We start from the raw sequence: 14,125 nt of genomic DNA, 5'->3' as shown, positions 1-14,125 counted from the left end.
GTCGGACCCCATCGGGAAAGCGTGTGACCTTATTCCTCCGCTGCTGCCGGCTGTCAACCAACGGACCGGCACGAGAGCGGTAAGTCCAACGCAGTGCTGTCTGGCAATCGAATGCACGCGCGAGTCATTTTTGCGGTTGCATCAAGTAGAAAAATGCCACTTACTGAAATGACATGGTTAACAGTACGTGAACGGATAGACGGCTTATCTTTCCGGGGTACGTGGCGGGGAACGTGTGATGAGTAAGTGGGGTGTGTCTTCGGTGTTCTTTTGCCAGCGCCGCAATATAAGTCTTTCCTGAAATGGCTCCACCTTACGAAACAGGTGGGCGTGGGTCCCGCGGGCCGGCAGAGATGCCGTTCGTCGCATGGCATTTTGGAGCGGGCCGACAGCGGGAAGGCGGACGCGGTGCCGTCGGGGCGCCAGCAGCGCGTAGGCCTGCGCCCGCGACAAGCCGCGTCGATGGCGTCAGGGCTCGTGCCATACTCGACGAGTGGCGGCCGGTCCTTTCGAGGCTACGGCTCGAACGCGAGGCCGAGCGGCCAGCGCAACGCACGGTGGTCAACGGGACGCATTTCGTCCAGGAACTTCTCGCGTCCGGCGTGGTAGGCGAAGCGCGCCTCTTCGAGGCGATCGCCGCCGAACTCGAACTGATGTTCATCGCCGATATCGATCCATCGAGACTGACGCTCGAGGATGGCCCTTGCCGGTCCGCGCTCCGCAGCCAGGTGGGCTTGCCGCTCGCGCTGCTCGAGCAGCCGGACGCCGCACCGCTGTTCATTGTGGCGCGGGTAGATATTGGCCTTGCCGCATTGCGGCTTCGGCTGGCGAGGCAGCCCGATCTCAAGCGACGGTTGCTGATCGCGCCGCCATCGGCACTGCGCGGCGCGATATTGTCCCGCGCGCGCGAGCGCCTGCTGTTCGACGCGCAGAGCAGACTGTTCCTGCGCCTGCCGGAATTCTCCGCACGCATCGTCGCGAATGCCTGGCAGGGCGTGCTTTTCGGTGTGCTGGTTGCCGTGCTCTGCATGGCGTTGGCGTTCGCACCGATGCAGACGCTTCTCGTCGTTCAGGTCGTCGGCATGGTTGCTTTCCTCGCCTGCGTGGTCCTGCGTTTCCTGGCGCTTGGTGCCGCACGGCCACTGCGGCTGCAGGAACCGCCGGCCGCGATAGCGGGCGAACTGCCGGTCTATTCCGTGCTGGTCGCGCTGTATCAGGAAAGGGAGGTGCTGCCCCAGTTGCTCGTGGCCCTCGGCAAGCTTCAATGGCCGCGCAGCAAGCTGGAGATCAAGCTGGTCTGCGAGGAGGACGACGAGGAGACGCTTTCCGTATTGCGCGCCCACGCATTGAGTTCCTGCATCGAGATCGTCGAAGTGCCGATGGGAGAGCCGCGCACCAAGCCGAAGGCGCTCGCCTATGCGCTGCCGCTGTGTTCGGGGGAATATGTGACCCTCTACGACGCGGAGGACATGCCTCATCCTCAGCAATTGCTGGAGGCATGGCATCGTTTTCGCGCCGACGGCGACGATCTTGCGTGTCTGCAGGCACCCCTGGTGGCGACCAATCCCGCCACCAGCGCGCTGTCGCGGATGTTCGCGTTCGAATATGCGGGCCTGTTTCGTGGCATCCTCCCGTGGCTTGCCAAGCACGATCTCGTGCTGCCGCTGGGCGGTACCTCAAATCATTTTCGCCGCAGCGCGCTCGACGCGGTCGGCGGCTGGGATCCGCACAATGTCACCGAGGACGCGGATCTCGGCCTGCGGCTGAAGCGGTTCGGCTATCGCGTGGGGGTGATCGGCCTGCCGACCTTCGAGGAAGCGCCGGAGGACTTCGCCACTTGGCGCCCGCAACGCACGCGCTGGTTCAAGGGCTGGCTGCAGACCTGGTTGGTGCACATGCGCGCACCCGTTCGGCTTTGGAGCGAGCTTGGGACGGCCTCGTTCCTGGCCTTTCAGGCGCTTTTTCTAGGGACCATCGTGTCGGTGCTGGTTCATCCGCTAGCCTTGGGGACGATCGCCTATGTGCTTGCGAGATTCATGGCGAGCGATGTCGTGCACATCACGCAGGTCGTGATCGCAACGACGGGCTTGTTCACCATAGCACTCGGCTACGGCGCCTTCCTGGCGGTAGGCAGGGCAACCCTGTCGCGCGCCGAAAGACGTGAATTCTGGCGGATCGTCGCGCTGACGCCGGTGCACTGGCTGCTTCTGTCCTGGGCCGCATGGTGGGCGATCTTCGAACTTTACCGGCGCCCTCACCAGTGGAACAAGACACCGCATCGCAAGGGCCGTCCGAGCCTGCTGCGCGGCCAGCGCGTCGATGAGCGTCAGGTCAGCGCGTCCGAGGGTTCGCCTATGATCTTCTCGTCCTCTTCCCCGATGTTGTCGAGGTTGCGCCCGTCATAAGGTACCGACAGCAGGATCCTGCGGATGACGGCCAGCCTAGCCCGCTTCTTGTCGTTGGCCAGCACCACCGTCCATGGCGCATGGGGCGTATGGGTACGCTCGAACATCACGTCGCGCGCCTTCGTGTAGTCGTCCCATTTTTCCATGCCCGCGACGTCGACGGGCGAGAACTTCCACATCTTCCGCTCGCTGTGCCGGCGGTCGTGAAAGCGGCGCAACTGGGTCTCCTGGCCGATCGACAGCCAGAACTTGAACAGGCGGATGTTGTCGGCGACGATGCTCTTTTCGAAGTTGGGTGCTTCGTCGAGAAAGAGCTCATGCTGTTCGGGCGTGCAGAAACCCATCACCGGCTCGACAACGGCGCGATTGTACCATGAGCGGTCAAAGGTCAGGAATTCGCCGGCGGTGGGGAAATGCGCCACGTAGCGCTGGAAATACCATTGGCCGCGTTCGGTCTCGGTCGGCTTCGGCAATGCCACGTTGCGCGCGGTGCGTGGGTTCATGTATTGCCGAGTGACGAATATCGTGCCGCCCTTTCCGGCCGCATCGCGGCCCTCGAAAAGCACCATGACCCGCTCGCCGGTGGCTTGCAGCCAGCTCTGCAGTTTAACCAGTTCGATCTGCAGCGCCTTGAGCTTCTTTTCGTATTTCTTGCCCTTGAGCTTGTCGTCGTAGGGGTACCCGCCCGCTGAAAGTTCGTTCTCGGCTATCCAGTCAGGAAGCTGCGGATCATCGATATCGAAGACGCGTTTCTTGCCGTCGATCGTCAGCGTGATCGGCTTGGTCGGGACCTCGAACTTCGATGCAGTCGTGGTGGGCATTCTGGTCTTTCCTCCTGTGCATGGCCGGATGCTATGCATCACGCGTGCATGGGTCCAGAGGATTCGGCGCCCACTCGCAGGCACCTTCGCGCGCATAATCGCCGTATGACCTTGACCAGGAGAGGTCGCGCATCACATTGATGGTCCAGAACCGGAAGCACGATGTACCGAAGCACCACGCACCAGATCGACGTCGAAGTCGAACCGTTCTATCTGCCGGAGCGGTCCACACCTGAGGATGGACGCCATGTCTGGGGTTATCGCGTCACGATCATCAACAATTCATCCACGCACATTCAGTTGATGTCGCGCTACTGGCGCATAACGGACGCTGCCGGGCGCGTGGAGGAAGTGCGGGGCGCCGGCGTTGTCGGCGAGCAGCCGGAACTCAATCCCGGCGACAGCTTCCAGTATTCATCCGGATGCCCGCTTCGCACCTCGTCCGGGTTCATGGTCGGCAGCTATACGATGCGGGACGGTGATGGAAACGTCTTCGAGGTCGCCATCCCGGCCTTTTCGCTCGACCTGCCCAACGAAGCCCGTTCCGTGAACTAAAGCGCCTCAGCGCTTCCGCGAACGGGCGGCCGCACGCGCGGGAAGTGGGGTGGAGCGGGCTGGCAGCAGCGGCTCGCGCTCCGTGAGCCCGTTCTCTTCGGCAATCTTCCAGGCGGCCCAGGCGCCGAATATCAGCAGCAGCAGTCTCATCGTCGTGTCTCCGGTGGGTTGGATCACGAAGCAACAGCGCCGGACGCCGAAGGTTCCCTGCAGCAGGTGTTTCTCAGTCGCGATCGGACTCTTCGGGAAATAGATCCCGGTCCATCAGCGCGCGCCCGAACCGATAAAGTATGTCGGCCGCGAGTTCGCGCCGCTCGTCCAGCAGCCTGTTATAGGCCTTGCCGGCGTTGAAATTCATTCGGCGGTGCGCCTGCGGGTCAAGTTCGTGGATGGCCTGGGCAAGGCAGATGGCGATCTCGCATACCGCTTCCGCTGTCTCCTCGCGCATTTCTGCGCGTGTCGGAAATGAGTCCGGCATGCTGTTCGCCCGTCAATCCTGCCCACGATGGCCGGAGCATGCATGTCATGCATTGACACTTTATTAAGGCTGGCGGTCGAATTGGGTCGAGCAGTCGTCGCCCTGCCATTCGTCACAGGTGTTCTGCGGCATGCCGGGCCGCATCGACTGGTCCGAGTGCTCCACGAGGTTCGAGAAGCCCCAGCCGAAGGCGGCTGCCGTTAGCATGATTATGATGAGTTTGACCGTCATTATGCGCCGGCATTGATCAACGAAGCTGTCCGCCACGTCAACCGGCGCAATGATCAATCATTCATCTGCGGTGAAATCCGAAGGGTCGAACGTGTATTCCTTCGAGCAGAATTCGCAGGCGACGTGAATGATGCCGTCCTGGGTGCTCTCCTCGATCTCCTCGGCCGAAAAGCCATCGAGAATCGAGCGGATCTTCTCGCGCGAACACGTGCAGTCGTCGGCAACCGGGGTTCCTTCGAATACCCGAACGCCATGCTCGTGGAAAAGCCGATAGAGCAGGCGCTCTGCGCCGACCGTCGGATCGAGCAGTTCGTCGGCTTCGACCGTGCCGACCAGGGCCTGCACCTCGGCCCACGCATCGTCGGTCGGGTCGGGCGCATCGCCGTCGTCGCCTTCGCCCCCCGGAAGGTCAGGCAGGCGCAAGCGCTCCGGCGCGTCGGGAAGGAACTGGGCGAGCAGCCCGCCGGCGCGCCATCCTTCGAGCAGGCTGCCGTCCTGCCCGCGCACCATCTGGCGCGCGACCGAAAGCCGGACCTCGGTGGGGATCTGTTCGGACTGGCGGAAATAGGTGCGCGCGGCGTCTTCGAGCGAGGTCGAATCCAGTTGCACGATGCCCTGGTAGCGCTGCATCCACGCGCCCTGGTCGATAGTCAGCGCAAGCACGCCCGTGCCGAGAAGATCACCCGGCGTCGCCTTGCCGTCCGCAATCGCCTCTGCAAGCCGCTCCTCGTCGAAGCGGGCATAGGCACGCAGCGACTGCGGCGTGGCGAAGTCGGCGACCAGCATGTCGACGGGGCCATCCGAACGCGTCTGGAGAATGAACTTGCCGTCGAATTTCAGCGACGTGCCCAGAAGCACGGTGAGCGCGATTGCCTCGGCGAGCAGCCGTGCCACCGGCTCGGGGTAGTCGTGCCGTGCCAGGATCGTGTCGAGGATAGGGCCGAGCTGCACGACGCGCCCGCGCGCATCGAGCGTCGATACCTCGAAGGGAACCACATGGTCATCGCCGGCGAAGCCGAATTCGCCGAGCTGCTTTTCCGTTTCAGCCACTGGACAATTCCTGTCAAAGCGCGTCTTGAGCCGTCACCGGCCAGCATCGCAAGGCGACGCGCGGGTCTCTCATTCACCAAACATGATGGGCGAAGTCCATCAGATAGGAATGCGTCTTCGCCCGATCAAGCGCCCAGGCACCATGCAAGCACGGCCTTCTGGGCATGCAGGCGGTTTTCGGCCTCGTCGAACACCACGGAATTCGGGCCGTCGATGACGTCGTCCGTCACTTCCTCGCCGCGATGTGCCGGCAGGCAATGCATGAACAACGCGTCCGCCTTGGCATGCGACATCAGCTTGCCGTTCACCTGATAGGGCGTGAACACGTTATGCCCGCGGGCGCGGTGTTCCTGACCCATGGAGACCCAGGTGTCCGTCACGATGCAGTCTGCATCCGTGACCGCTTCCTCCGGCGAGCGCATCACCGCGACCCGGCCGCCATTGGCGTTTGACCAGGAGACGAAGTGATCCGCCGGTTCGCTGCCCTCGGGCACCGCGACGTTGAGGCGGAAACCGAACCGCGCCGACGCTTCCATGAGCGAATGCAGCACGTTGTTGCCGTCGCCGGTCCAGGCGAAAAGCTTGTCCTTCACCGGGCCGCGATGTTCCTCGAAGGTCATCACGTCGGCCATGATCTGGCAGGGGTGGGTGTCGTCCGTCAGTGCATTGATGACCGGCACCGTGGCATGCTGCGTCAGCTCGAGCAGGCGCTCGTGCTCGGTGGTGCGGATCATGATCGCGTCGACATAGCGCGACAGCACCTTGGCGGTGTCGGCGATGGTTTCCGAGCGGCCAAGCTGCATCTCGGTGCCGGTCAGCATGATCGTCTCGCCGCCGAGCTGCCGCATCCCGACGTCGAAGGATACGCGCGTGCGGGTCGACGGCTTTTCGAAGATCATCGCCAGCACCTTGCCGGCGAGCGGACGTTCCGTCTCGCTTCCCGACTTGAGACGCTGCTTGCGTGCCCGTGCATCGTCGAGCATGGCGCGCAGGTCGACTGGCTCGATCGTCGACAGATCGGTAAAGTGCCGGAAGCTGCCGCTCATGACGCGGCCTTCGGCGACTCTTGATGTGCCGCCCGCAATTTGGCGGCTGCGGTGTGAATCCGCCCCACCGCGTCACGGATCTCTTCTTCGCTCACCGTAAGGGGCGGGAGCAGCCGGATGACGTTCTCGCCGGCCGGCACGGCAAGCAGGTTCTCGTCGCGCAGCGCGCCGTTGACCATGGTGTTAGCCAGCTTGCACTTGAGGCCGAGGAGCAGGCCTGCGCCGCGCACCTCTTCGAAGATGTCGGGGAACTCGTCGACGACCGACGCAAGCCCCTGCTTGGCGGCCAGCGCCTTGTCGTTGACCGACTGGATGAAGCCGTCGTCGAGCACCACGTCGAGCACGGCATTGCCCACCGCCATGGCAAGCGGGTTGCCGCCGAAGGTGGTGCCGTGCACGCCCGGTGTCATGCCCATCGCGGCCTTGTTGGTCGCAAGACATGCACCGACGGGGAAGCCACCGCCGATGCCTTTTGCGATGGCCATGATGTCGGGCTCGATGCCGGCCCATTCATAGGCGAAGAGCTTGCCCGTGCGGCCGATACCGCTCTGCACTTCATCGAGGATCAGCATGAGGCCGTGCTTGTCGCACAGCGCCCTCAGCTTCTGCATGAAGGGCGCGGGCACCGGGCGGACGCCGCCTTCGCCCTGCACGGGTTCGATCAGGATCGCGGCCGTCTCGGCGCCGATCGCCTTTTCGACAGCATCCATGTCGCCGAACGGAACCTGGTCGAAACCCTCGACCTTGGGTCCGAAGCCTTCCAGGTATTTCGGCTGTCCGCCGGCCGCGATGGTCGCCAGCGTGCGTCCGTGAAACGCGCCTTCGAAGGTGATGATGCGGAACCGTTCCGGGGCGCCGTTGACGTACTGGTAGCGCCGCGCGGTCTTGATCGCGCATTCCAGGGCCTCGGCGCCGGAATTGGTGAAGAAGACCTTGTCGGCGAACGTGTTCTCGACCAGCCGCTCGCCAAGCCTGCTCTGGTCCGGGATTTCGTAGAGGTTGGAGATGTGCCACAGCTTCGCGGCCTGCTCGGTGAGTGCTGCCACGAGATGCGGATGGCCGTGGCCCAGCGAATTCACGGCGATGCCCGCCGCAAAATCGAGATATCGCTCGCCACTCTGCGTTACCAACCAGCTTCCCTCTCCCCGGTCGAAGACCAGGGGTACGCGGGCAAAGGTCTCGTAAAGCGCTGAGCCGCTCATTATATGCCTCTCCGAAAGCAAGGCGCGCCTGGACGGGGCCGCGCCGGAAAAACCAAAAAGCCGCCCAAGGGGCGGCGTTGGCCAAACTATATCGGCTTTTCCGGCATTTGTGTCAAACGAAACGTCTTTTTGAGGCGTCCCGCGGCCGTCTGAAGTGTGAATGCTCCAAGGCAATGCCGATGCCAAGTTGGGGAAAACCGAAAAAACAGATTCGGTGTTGCCCGGGGACTCTTGTCACGGAGTCAGCCGATACTGTAGTTTGAAGCCAAGAAATAACTAGATTTCGTGCGGCGGATCTAATCACCCCTGTAGATATGGTGTCGTGCCGGTTACAGCCGGGCGGCGAGGGATTCGGATTCCGGGCACGCAGGAGCAGGAGCCTGTCCCATGAACTGGACCGACGAACGCGTTGAGTTGCTCAGGAAATTGTGGGCGGAGGGTTTGAGCGCAAGCCAGATCGCCACGCAGCTCGGCGGCGTCAGCCGCAACGCCGTCATCGGCAAGGTGCATCGCCTCAAGCTGTCGGCACGCGGTCGCACCTCTTCGGCGCAGCCACGCGCCAAGAAGGCAGCATCCGCGGGCGCTCCAGCCAAGAGCGTCAGCCGTCAGACACGCACCGTAACCGCCAGCGTCGGCGCAACGGCCCTTGCCGTCCAGTTCGATGCCGAGCCGGTGGCGCGCCAGATGTTGCGGCCGTCGGCCAACGTGGTGGTGCCGATCTCGCGCAAGCTCTCCCTCATCCAGTTGAGCGAGCGGACATGCAAATGGCCGAACGGCGACCCGCTGTCGGAGGAATTCAGCTTCTGCGGCAACGAAGCCGGCGATAGCGGCCCGTATTGCGGCTACCATTCGAAGGTGGCGTACCAGCCCGCTTCCGAGCGTCGCCGCGCGCGGTAGACACATTTGTCGTGACACGGGTTTCCAAGGAGTAATGTCGAGGGCATAACTCCTTAAGCGCCGAGCGCCAGATGGCGCGACTGCCTCTGCCTGATGGCCGCGGTTTTGAGCGGCGCATTCGCCCTCAGGCCCGGATGACCTTCCCGCCGATCATCACCACCTTGTGGCTCTTGTCTTCCTTGGGGCGCTCCAGCGGGAGCTGCTCGCCCGTGACGATGTAGAAGACGGTCTCCGCGATATTCGTGGCGTGATCGCCGATGCGCTCGATGTTCTTGGCACAGAACAGGAGGTGCGTGCAGGGCGAGATGTTGCGCGGGTCTTCCATCATGTAGGTGAGGAGTTCGCGGAACAGCGAGGTGTACATCGCGTCGATTTCCTCGTCGCGGTCGCGCATGAAGCTGATGGCCGCCACGTCACGCGAGGCAAACACGTCGAGCACCTGCTTGAGCTGCGTCAGCGCGAGGTTCGCCAGGGCCTCCAGGCCACGAAAGAGCTGCACCGGCTGGCGCGCATCGGCGACGGCGACCACCCTCTTTGCAATGCTCTTGCCGAGGTCGCCGACGCGTTCGAGGTCGGCCGCAATCCGGATCGTCCCGATGATTTCACGCAGATCGTCCGCCATCGGCTGGCGCTTGGCGATCAGCACGATGGACTGGTCGTCGATCCAGCGTTGCCCCTCGTCCAGAACGAGATCGTCGGCGATGACCTTGCGGGCCAGCGCCTGGTCGGCATTGATGAGAGCCGCGACCGCCTGCTCGACCATCCGCTCGGCGTGCCCACCCATCGCGGCGATCCGGTTGCCGAGGGACGCGAGTTCCTCATCATAGGCGCTGACGATGTGATGCGTGGTCATGGTTGAAGAACTGCCCGAAGCGATTCCCTTGAGAAGACCCTAAGGTAGTCGGATGACAGGAAAAAGAAAGCGTTCCGGTCTCTGCAGGCCTGTCTAGACGGGCAAATGCACCGTAAAGGTCGACCCTTCGCCGATTTTCGAGCGCACGGTGAGGCGCCCGTCATGCCGCGTCAGGATATGCTTGACGATCGCCAGCCCCAGCCCCGTCCCGTTCTTGACGCGGCTCGACTCGACATCCACCCGATAGAACCGCTCGGTGATGCGGGGGATATGTTCCTCCGCGATGCCGGGACCGTGGTCGCGTATCGCCACGGCGATTTCCGGCGTGGGGCCGCCGGTCGCCGCTGAAATGGAAATGTCGACGCGGCCGCCTGACTGGCCGTACTTGCAGGCGTTTTCGAGCAGGTTGACGAAGACCTGGATCAGCTCGTCGCGATTGCCCGGAATGAGGACCGGTTTGTCCGGGCGCTCCAGATTGACCTGGACCCCGTATTCGCCGGCGAGATGGCCGAGCGACTCCACCACGCCTGCAACGATCTGCACGACATCGATCTTCTCGTCGCTGCGTGCATACGGCTTCATCTCGATGCGGGAGAGCGACAGCAGGTCGTCGATGAGGCGGGCCATGCGTGCCGTCTGGGTCTGCATGATCTGGAGAAAGTTGTCGCGCGCCTTCTCGTCGTTGCGCGCCGGCCCGCGCAGGGTCTCGATGAACCCCGATATCGATGCCAGAGGCGTGCGCAGCTCGTGGCTCGCATTGGCGATGAAGTCGGCGCGCATCCTGTCGATGCGGCGGGTCTCGCTCTGGTCCTTGAAATGGATCACGAACAGCCCGGAGCCGTCGTCGACCGGCATGACAGCCACCTTGAAGACCCGCTCGATCGGAATCCGCTCGACATAGTCGATCGTGCCGGCGCGTCGCTGTTTCAGCGCGTTGCCGATGAGCTGCTGCATTTCCGGCGTGCGGAACTTGTGCGCCAGAATGCTGCCGCGTGGGATTTGCCCGAACGCATTCGTCGCCGCTGGATTGGCATAGAGCGCGGCTCCCCTGGCGTCGCAAACGACCATCGGGTCCGGCACGACGGCCGCCAACGCGCGCGCTGTCAGCACGTCGACCGGATTGTTTCCCTCGCTCGCCATTGTTGCCATCGCCGCCGGATTTCCCGTTCGCCTGGATGCGGCCTTCTATGATGCCTTGCCAAGCGCCCGGTCAATATCCTGGATGAGGTCTTCGACGTCTTCGAGACCGACGGAAAGCCTCACCGTGCCGCCCAGGATGCCGATGCTGACACGCGCATCTTCCGACAGGTTCTTGTGCGTCGTCGTGCCGGGATGGGTTATCAGGCTCTTGGCGTCGCCGAGATTGTTGGAGATGCGGATGATGCCAAGCTCGTTGAGGAAGGCGAAGGCGCCCGCTTTTCCGCCCTTCACGTCGAAGCACACGAGGGTCGAGCCGCCCTTCATCTGGCGGGCGATAAGGTCGGCCTGCGGATGGTCCTTGCGCCCCGGGTAGATGACCCGCTCGATGGCCTTATGCTGCGCGAGGTGGTCGGCGATTTGTCCTGCGGACTCCGTCTGCTGCCTGACACGCAGCGGCAGAGTCTCCAGCCCTTTCAGCAGCGTCCAGGCATTGAATGGCGAAAGCGACGGTCCGGTGTGCCGGAAATAGTCGTGCAGATTGTCGTCGATCCACTTCTTGTCCGAGAGGATGACGCCACCAAGGCAGCGCCCCTGTCCGTCGATGTGCTTGGTGGCGGAATAGACGACGACGTGCGCGCCGAGTTCCAGCGGCTTCTGCTGCAAGGGCGTGGCGAAGACGTTGTCGACAACGACACGTGCGCTGATGCCATTGGCCAGCTTTGCCACGGCCGCGATGTCCACGACTTCGAGTGTCGGGTTGGTCGGGCTTTCAAGGAAAAACAGCCTGGTGTTCGGCCGGATCGCCTGTTGCCACTCGTCCATATTGGTGCCGTCGACGAGCGTGGTCTCGATGCCGTATTTCGGCATCAGCACCTCGATGACCCATCGGCACGAGCCGAACAATGCGCGTGCGGCGACGACATGGTCGCCGGCCCTGACGCTGCACAGGAGCGCTGCCGACACGGCCGCCATGCCCGATGCGGTGGCGCGGGCATCCTCCGCGCCTTCCAGTTCGCACATGCGCCGTTCGAACATGTCGACGGTCGGGTTGGCGTAGCGGGAATAGATGAAGCCGGGCTCTTCGCCCTTGAAGCGTGCTTCCGCCGCTTCGGCGCTATCATAGACGAACCCCTGCGTCAGGAACAGCGCTTCCGACGTTTCGCCGAACTCGGATCTCGTCGTCCCGCCATGCACCAGAGCGGTCGCCGGCTTCCAGTTTCGCTTCGTTTCACCTGTCATCATCATGCCCCAAAAACAAAAAAACCGGCCGCGAAGTCGCATGCCGGTTTCCTCATCGGTCCCTTTTAGCGACTTGTTTAACGTGGCTGCAAGCCGACCGGCAAATCACCACGGGATAAGCGCCCTTTACGCCTCGCGACGCCTTGCGTCAATCGGTGGCGTGATTAAACCTCCCGGCGGACAATCAGGGATGGGGCATTGCGCACGACCGGCATACTACCCGACCGAGACATCGCGGCACTCTTCGACGCAGGTGCGCTGAAGAGCCAGGGGCCACTCGACGAAGACCAGATCCAGCCGGCCAGTCTCGACCTGCGGCTGGGCAACAAGGCCTATCGTGTTCGTGCTTCCTTTCTTCCCGGTCCGGCGAGCACCGTTGCTGACAAGCTCGAACGGCTGAAGCTGCACGAGATCGACCTGAGCGCCGGCGCGGTGCTCGAGACCGGCTGCGTCTACATCGTACCGCTTCAGGAACGGCTCGCCCTGCCTGCAGGCGTCTCGGCCTCGGCCAACCCCAAGAGCTCGACCGGGCGCCTCGACATCTTCACCCGCGTGATGGCCGACAGGACGCAGGAATTCGACAAGATGCCTGCCGGCTACGAAGGTCCGCTGTTCATCGAGGTCAGCCCGCGAACCTTCCCGATCGTCGTGCGCGCCGGTTCGCGTCTGTCGCAGATCCGTTTTCGCAAGGGCCATGCACTTTTGTCGGAAGCCGAGCTTCAGGGCCTGCACGCGCGCGAGACGCTGGTGGCCGCCGAGGAGCCCAACATTTCCGGCGGCGGCATCGCGCTTTCGATCGACCTGACGGGAGGGGCGGACGGGCTCATCGGCTATCGCGGCAAGCACCACACCGCCGTGGTCGATGTCGACGTGCGTGGTGCCCAGGACCTGCATGATTTCTGGGAGCCGCTTTATGCGCGCGGCAAAACCGAGCTGATCCTCGATCCCGACGAGTTCTACATCCTTGTGTCGCGCGAGGCGGTGCATGTGCCGCCAGATCATGCCGCCGAAATGACGCCCTTCGACCCGCTCGTGGGCGAGTTCCGCGTCCACTACGCTGGCTTCTTCGATCCCGGCTTCGGCCACTCTTCCGCCGGCGGCACCGGCAGCCGCGCGGTACTGGAAGTGCGCAGCCACGAAGTCCCGTTCATCTTGGAGCATGGCCAGGTTGTCGGCCGACTGGTCTACGAGCACATGCTGGCGCGGCCAGACAGGCTCTATGGCGTGGACTTGAAATCGAACTACCAGGCGCAGGGCCTCAAGCTCTCGAAGCACTTCCGCGCGGGGTGAGGCGGCTTAGCGGCTGCGCTCGCCCTTGAGCGCGCGCACGTCCTCGCGCAGTGCCCTGATTTCGGTCAGTATCATCTCCTGCTCGTGCTGCATCGCCGAGCGCTCTTCGGACGCCGTCGCATCGTGCTCCTCCTGCATCGCGGAGACGATGATACCGATGAACAGGTTGAGCACGGCGAACGAGGTGAGCACGATGAAGGGTATGAAGAACATCCAAGAATAGGGATGGACCTCCATCACCGGCCGCACGATGCCCATCGACCAGCTTTCGAGCGTCATGATCTGGAACAGCGTATAGGCGGACTCGCCGATCGATCCGAACCAGTCCGGAAAGGTTGCCGCGTACAACTTTGTCGCCATCACCGAGAACACGTAGAAGACGAGGCCCAGGAGCAGGACGATCGAGCCCATGCCGGGCAGGGCGGCAATGAGCCCGCCGACCACGCGCCGCAGCGATGGAACGACGCTGACCAGACGCAGGACACGCAGGATGCGCAGCGCGCGCAACACGGACAGATTGCCGGTCGCGGGCATCAGCGCGATGGCCACGACGACCAGGTCGAAGATGCGCCACGGATCCTGGAAGAACCTGCCGCGGTAGACGACGAACCGGGCCAGCAATTCGGCGACGAAAACCGCGAGAACCACCCGGTCGAGAAGCACGAGCAACGGCCCGAACCGCTCCATCATCGTCGGTGAGGTTTCGAGGCCCAGCGTGATGGCATTGATGATGATCAGGACAGTGATCACCAATTCGAATCGGCGAGATTCGATCAGCGACTTCAGCGCGTTCAAGGTCGGTCGTCTCCGTGAGTTTCAACCGCACCAGTGAAACGCGCGCGTCCGCGCGTCAAGCCGCTGCAAGCGCCACCGATCGGATTTATGCCGCTCGAAAGGTGGGCGGCCCTGCAGGACGCA

15 protein-coding genes and 1 riboswitch are annotated in these 14,125 nt (G+C 63.3%); of the genes, 4 read left to right on the top strand and 11 right to left on the bottom strand.

From position 1 onward, the window contains the following. Window positions 1–353: 353 nt before the first annotated feature. A complete protein-coding gene (locus AAFN84_RS08715) occupies window positions 354–2,405 on the top strand; it encodes a glycosyltransferase family 2 protein (RefSeq protein ID WP_347514170.1) in 2,052 nt (683 codons plus the stop codon). Here AAFN84_RS08715 and ppk2 read toward each other — a convergent pair. Beyond that, complete coding sequence (ppk2, locus tag AAFN84_RS08710) at window positions 2,327–3,226, bottom strand: polyphosphate kinase 2 (protein ID WP_347514169.1); 900 nt, start codon at window positions 3,224–3,226, stop codon at window positions 2,327–2,329. The genes AAFN84_RS08715 and ppk2 overlap by 79 nt on opposite strands. Before the next feature lie 162 nt (window positions 3,227–3,388). Between ppk2 and apaG the strand changes: the two genes are divergently transcribed. After that, window positions 3,389–3,781 carry a Co2+/Mg2+ efflux protein ApaG gene (gene apaG, locus AAFN84_RS08705; protein ID WP_347514168.1) on the top strand — a complete coding sequence of 131 codons (393 nt, stop codon included), beginning with the start codon at window positions 3,389–3,391 and terminating at the stop codon, window positions 3,779–3,781. A gap of 6 nt (window positions 3,782–3,787) precedes the next feature. On the opposite strand, the gene AAFN84_RS08700 is transcribed toward apaG, so the two are convergent. The 6 genes from AAFN84_RS08700 to AAFN84_RS08675 all read right to left on the bottom strand — a co-directional run bounded on the left by AAFN84_RS08700 (window position 3,788) and on the right by AAFN84_RS08675 (window position 7,788). Continuing rightward, window positions 3,788–3,931, bottom strand: coding sequence for a hypothetical protein (locus AAFN84_RS08700; RefSeq protein ID WP_347514167.1), 144 nt, complete (start codon window positions 3,929–3,931; stop codon window positions 3,788–3,790). A 73-nt stretch (window positions 3,932–4,004) separates the two neighbouring features. After that, entirely contained in the window at window positions 4,005–4,259 is a 255-nt protein-coding gene (locus tag AAFN84_RS08695; RefSeq protein WP_347514166.1) for a hypothetical protein, read from the bottom strand. Between the two features lie 63 nt (window positions 4,260–4,322). Further along, a complete protein-coding gene (locus tag AAFN84_RS08690) occupies window positions 4,323–4,490 on the bottom strand; it encodes a hypothetical protein (RefSeq protein ID WP_347514165.1) in 168 nt (55 codons plus the stop codon). 57 nt (window positions 4,491–4,547) lie between these two features. Beyond that, the gene (locus AAFN84_RS08685; RefSeq protein ID WP_347514164.1) at window positions 4,548–5,540 is read right to left on the bottom strand and encodes an Hsp33 family molecular chaperone; all 993 of its coding nucleotides are present in this window, start codon (window positions 5,538–5,540) and stop codon (window positions 4,548–4,550) included. 125 nt (window positions 5,541–5,665) lie between these two features. Next, window positions 5,666–6,586: an ornithine carbamoyltransferase gene (gene argF, locus AAFN84_RS08680; protein WP_347514163.1), complete on the bottom strand. Its 921-nt coding sequence runs from the start codon at window positions 6,584–6,586 to the stop codon at window positions 5,666–5,668. Next, window positions 6,583–7,788 (bottom strand): aspartate aminotransferase family protein, encoded by a 1,206-nt coding sequence (locus tag AAFN84_RS08675; RefSeq protein ID WP_347514162.1) that lies wholly within the window; start codon window positions 7,786–7,788, stop codon window positions 6,583–6,585. Before AAFN84_RS08675 ends, argF begins: the two co-directional genes overlap by 4 nt. 387 nt (window positions 7,789–8,175) lie before the next feature. Here AAFN84_RS08675 and AAFN84_RS08670 point away from each other — a divergent pair, with 387 nt between their 5' ends. Next, a complete protein-coding gene (locus tag AAFN84_RS08670; RefSeq protein WP_347514161.1) occupies window positions 8,176–8,685 on the top strand; it encodes a GcrA family cell cycle regulator in 510 nt (169 codons plus the stop codon). Between the two features lie 124 nt (window positions 8,686–8,809). Here the strand turns inward: AAFN84_RS08670 and phoU are convergent, their stop codons facing one another. The 3 genes from phoU to AAFN84_RS08655 form a co-directional block, all read right to left on the bottom strand. After that, on the bottom strand, window positions 8,810–9,538 hold the full coding sequence (gene phoU / locus AAFN84_RS08665) for a phosphate signaling complex protein PhoU (RefSeq protein WP_347514160.1): 729 nt from the start codon (window positions 9,536–9,538) through the stop codon (window positions 8,810–8,812). Window positions 9,539–9,631: 93 nt separating this feature from the next. Then, window positions 9,632–10,678, bottom strand: coding sequence for an ATP-binding protein (locus tag AAFN84_RS08660; RefSeq protein WP_347514159.1), 1,047 nt, complete (start codon window positions 10,676–10,678; stop codon window positions 9,632–9,634). Window positions 10,679–10,723: 45 nt separating this feature from the next. Beyond that, window positions 10,724–11,917, bottom strand: coding sequence for an O-succinylhomoserine sulfhydrylase (locus AAFN84_RS08655; RefSeq protein WP_347514158.1), 1,194 nt, complete (start codon window positions 11,915–11,917; stop codon window positions 10,724–10,726). Between the two features lie 44 nt (window positions 11,918–11,961). Next, window positions 11,962–12,039: riboswitch (SAM riboswitch) on the bottom strand. 76 nt (window positions 12,040–12,115) lie between these two features. On the opposite strand from AAFN84_RS08655, the gene AAFN84_RS08650 reads away from it, so the two are divergent. Continuing rightward, window positions 12,116–13,207: a 2'-deoxycytidine 5'-triphosphate deaminase gene (locus AAFN84_RS08650; protein ID WP_347514157.1), complete on the top strand. Its 1,092-nt coding sequence runs from the start codon at window positions 12,116–12,118 to the stop codon at window positions 13,205–13,207. A gap of 6 nt (window positions 13,208–13,213) precedes the next feature. Here the strand turns inward: AAFN84_RS08650 and AAFN84_RS08645 are convergent, their stop codons facing one another. Continuing rightward, complete coding sequence (locus AAFN84_RS08645; protein ID WP_347514156.1) at window positions 13,214–14,002, bottom strand: ion transporter; 789 nt, start codon at window positions 14,000–14,002, stop codon at window positions 13,214–13,216. Window positions 14,003–14,125 lie beyond the last annotated feature (123 nt).

Source organism: Mesorhizobium sp. CAU 1741, assembly GCF_039839275.1.
In the GTDB taxonomy this organism is placed as follows: Bacteria; Pseudomonadota; Alphaproteobacteria; order Rhizobiales; family Rhizobiaceae; genus Aerobium.
This window is presented reverse-complemented; position numbering and strand designations above follow the sequence as displayed.